Raw genomic sequence first — 2,526 nt, 5'->3', positions numbered from 1 at the left:
GACCAACTGACACAGTCTGTGCCTCAGCTGCGAAAGCAAAGCCCAAGGCTGCTGCAACTGTCAATAAGTACTTGTTTTTCATGAATATTATATTGTTTTATTTTATGAAACAATATTCATAAACAAACAATGTATTTCCAAGATTATATATAATAGTTTCTGAAAAATACCCAGAAGTGGGTAATTAAGGGCAGCCACTCACCCTTCCAGGTGACCCATCCCATCTTGCCAAGAAACCTAAACAGTAGTGTGCAGCGATATGCACTTAAGAACTACACCACTCCTGATTTGACAGCAAAGGAAATGAGTGCCGGAGTGCTTTTGCAACCGGTTTTGTGCAGCATGTTCTTGCGGTGCGTCTGTACCGTGCTCTTGCTTATAAAAAGCTTCTTGCCTATTTCTTCGCTGTTGTAGCCCTGGACAAGTAAAAGCAGGACATCTCTTTCCCTTTCGGAAAGTAAAGTGTGAGCGGGAAACGAGACTTTTTCAACAGCGACGTTAGTGTAGGAAGGCTCCCCATTAAGCCCTATGAAGGAGAGCAAGGGAGCGCCTTCCTGCTTGAGATGGGAAATATCCGTGTGGATGCCGAGGGTGCGCAAAACATGCCCCTGCTCATCAAACTGTATGGTGACCACCTGCTGCAGAATGCGGATATAGTCCCCGTTCTTCTTCCTGATGCGGTAGTCATAGCGGACCTTGTAGTTCGGTATCTGCTCTAGGGTCAACCCGGAGAAGAACTCTCCCACTTTTTTCTCACAAGACAGAAACCAGCGCTGATCTTCCGGATGTATGATGCTTAGTATAAAAGGCAGGTCCACTTCATCATGCGCATACCCTAGCACTGAGGTCACCTCTGCACTCATCAGCTCGAAGCCAAAGGCCCTTACATTGAGTATAAAATAGTAGTACTCGCCTACCTGAAAGAAGGAAAGAAGCCTTTTATGCAGCTCAAGCTCAAACCTGGTGTCCTCTGCCGTAACGGCTCTTCCATTCCCATTCCTCTCTGAGATGAATTTCCATATTCTTTGCGCTTGTTCCTGTATAACTGGTTTCATTGTATTTTAGCTTTTATGAGCAACACACAATACTTAAGTGGTTTGCATGCTGCAAGTACATCTATAATAGGTAGCAGTTAGAAATTTGATAAAAAGCATATACGTTCATTGAGAAAATGAGGCTCTTTCTGAATGAGGCTCTTTCTGAAAGCCTGGTCTTCCAGCTCTTGCCCAGAAGAAGCCAAGAAATAGACCTGCTCTTGGCTATTGTCAGGAGGTTTTCTCCTGAAATAGGTTGACAAAGTCATCCTATTTCGGGATTAGACACTGGCAGACGAGCAAAGGGAGATTAAGCGGCTACAGAAGGAGTTGAAGGAGGCGCAGATGGAGCGTGACATCTTAAAAAGGCGGTGAGCATCTTCTCAAAGGGAGACGGGAGATATTCGGATTCAAAGGAGAACCGGGATCAGTTCCCCGTAGAGAAGATGTGCAAAGTGCTGAAGGTGAGCGTGAGCAGGCATTATTACTGGCTCAAACATCCTATTAGCACAAGGGAGCAGAAAGAACAGGAGCTCGTGGAGCAGATCAAACAGATCCATGAGCAGAGAAGGTGCTGCTATGGCAGCCCCAGGATTGCAGCTGAACTCAAGGAACAAGGCATTAGAACCTCTCATGTCCGCATGTGGCCCGCCTGATGCATAAGCACCGGATACAGAGCATCGTACGCAAAAAGTACCGGGTGCAGACCACCGACTCCAACCACATGTACGTTGTGGCGGAGAACCACCTTGACAGGGACATCTATGCAGAGAGGCTGGCAGAGAAATGGGTGCCCGATTTAACCTACATCAGGACCGGGAAGGCTGGTTGTACCTGACGGTGGTGCTGGACCTTGCGGACAGGAAAGTGGTGGGCAAGGCGCTGAGTGAGACTCTGGAGGCGGAAGCAACCAGTGTGGCGGCCTGGCAGATGGCGGTGAGAAACAGGCCCCTGTTCCACTCCCTTTTGTTCCACTCCGACAGGGGCGTGCAGTACGCCTGCAGTGCTTTCCGCGAGCAGTTGGAAGGAATGCCGGTGCAGCAGAGCATGAGCAGGAAAGAAAAATGCTGGGACAATGCAGTAGCCGAGAGTTTCTTCAAGACGATGAAAACAGAAATGGCCTACCACCACAAGTTTGCCACCAGGAAGGTGGCCCGGCTGGCTGTGTTCGAATACATCGAGAGTTTCTACAACCGGAAAAGGAGGCACTCAGCGCTTAGCTACAGGACTCCTTGCCAATATGAAAACCTGCTGTACCGTAATGCTACCTACGGCTGCCTGAAGAAAGTCTCCAGTAGAACATTGCAATTCCAGTATATAGAAGCCAAGGCTTATTAGTGCCTCATCGGCATATCTGGCTTTTCGTTGCCCAGCACGTTGAGTGCTGCCCGAAAGCCCTTAGCTAAATCTGTCGCTTGCCCGTTTCCATAGTAGTGCAGGAAGATCATGCGCGGATCGTCCCCCAGCATGTGATTGTGCAGGGCCACCACCT

At 48.7% G+C, this 2,526-nt stretch carries 5 protein-coding genes; 3 read left to right on the top strand and 2 right to left on the bottom strand.

Features of this window, described 5'->3' with window-relative positions:
• Window positions 1–272: 272 nt before the first annotated feature.
• Window positions 273–1,055: a LuxR C-terminal-related transcriptional regulator gene (locus ACFS7Z_RS27110; protein WP_377492571.1), complete on the bottom strand. Its 783-nt coding sequence runs from the start codon at window positions 1,053–1,055 to the stop codon at window positions 273–275.
• A 350-nt stretch (window positions 1,056–1,405) separates the two neighbouring features.
• Between ACFS7Z_RS27110 and ACFS7Z_RS27105 the strand changes: the two genes are divergently transcribed.
• Genes ACFS7Z_RS27105 through ACFS7Z_RS27095 form a run of 3 tightly spaced genes read left to right on the top strand, consistent with a single transcriptional unit; the run spans window position 1,406 to window position 2,372 of the window.
• On the top strand, window positions 1,406–1,690 hold the full coding sequence (locus tag ACFS7Z_RS27105; RefSeq protein ID WP_377492568.1) for an IS3 family transposase: 285 nt from the start codon (window positions 1,406–1,408) through the stop codon (window positions 1,688–1,690).
• Window positions 1,690–1,872, top strand: a complete 183-nt coding sequence (locus ACFS7Z_RS27100; protein WP_377492565.1) for a hypothetical protein — start codon at window positions 1,690–1,692, stop codon at window positions 1,870–1,872. The genes ACFS7Z_RS27105 and ACFS7Z_RS27100 overlap by 1 nt, the downstream gene beginning before the upstream one ends.
• On the top strand, window positions 1,821–2,372 hold the full coding sequence (locus ACFS7Z_RS27095; RefSeq protein ID WP_377492562.1) for an IS3 family transposase: 552 nt from the start codon (window positions 1,821–1,823) through the stop codon (window positions 2,370–2,372). The genes ACFS7Z_RS27100 and ACFS7Z_RS27095 overlap by 52 nt, the downstream gene beginning before the upstream one ends.
• Here the strand turns inward: ACFS7Z_RS27095 and ACFS7Z_RS27090 are convergent.
• On the bottom strand, window positions 2,369–2,521 hold the full coding sequence (locus tag ACFS7Z_RS27090) for a DUF1259 domain-containing protein (protein WP_377492574.1): 153 nt from the start codon (window positions 2,519–2,521) through the stop codon (window positions 2,369–2,371). The two genes, ACFS7Z_RS27095 and ACFS7Z_RS27090, sit on opposite strands and share 4 nt — an antisense overlap.
• Window positions 2,522–2,526 lie beyond the last annotated feature (5 nt).

Source organism: Pontibacter toksunensis, assembly GCF_042686245.1.
Taxonomy (GTDB): Bacteria; Bacteroidota; Bacteroidia; order Cytophagales; family Hymenobacteraceae; genus Pontibacter; species Pontibacter toksunensis.
This window is presented reverse-complemented; position numbering and strand designations above follow the sequence as displayed.

Coding starts and splice junctions, on each gene's coding strand:
- ACFS7Z_RS27095 (WP_377492562.1), top strand. CDS start 1,821: ATGGGTGCCCGATTTAACCTACATCAGGACCGGGAAGGCTGGTTGTAC.
- ACFS7Z_RS27110 (WP_377492571.1), bottom strand. CDS start 1,055: ATGAAACCAGTTATACAGGAACAAGCGCAAAGAATATGGAAATTCATC.
- ACFS7Z_RS27100 (WP_377492565.1), top strand. CDS start 1,690: ATGCATAAGCACCGGATACAGAGCATCGTACGCAAAAAGTACCGGGTG.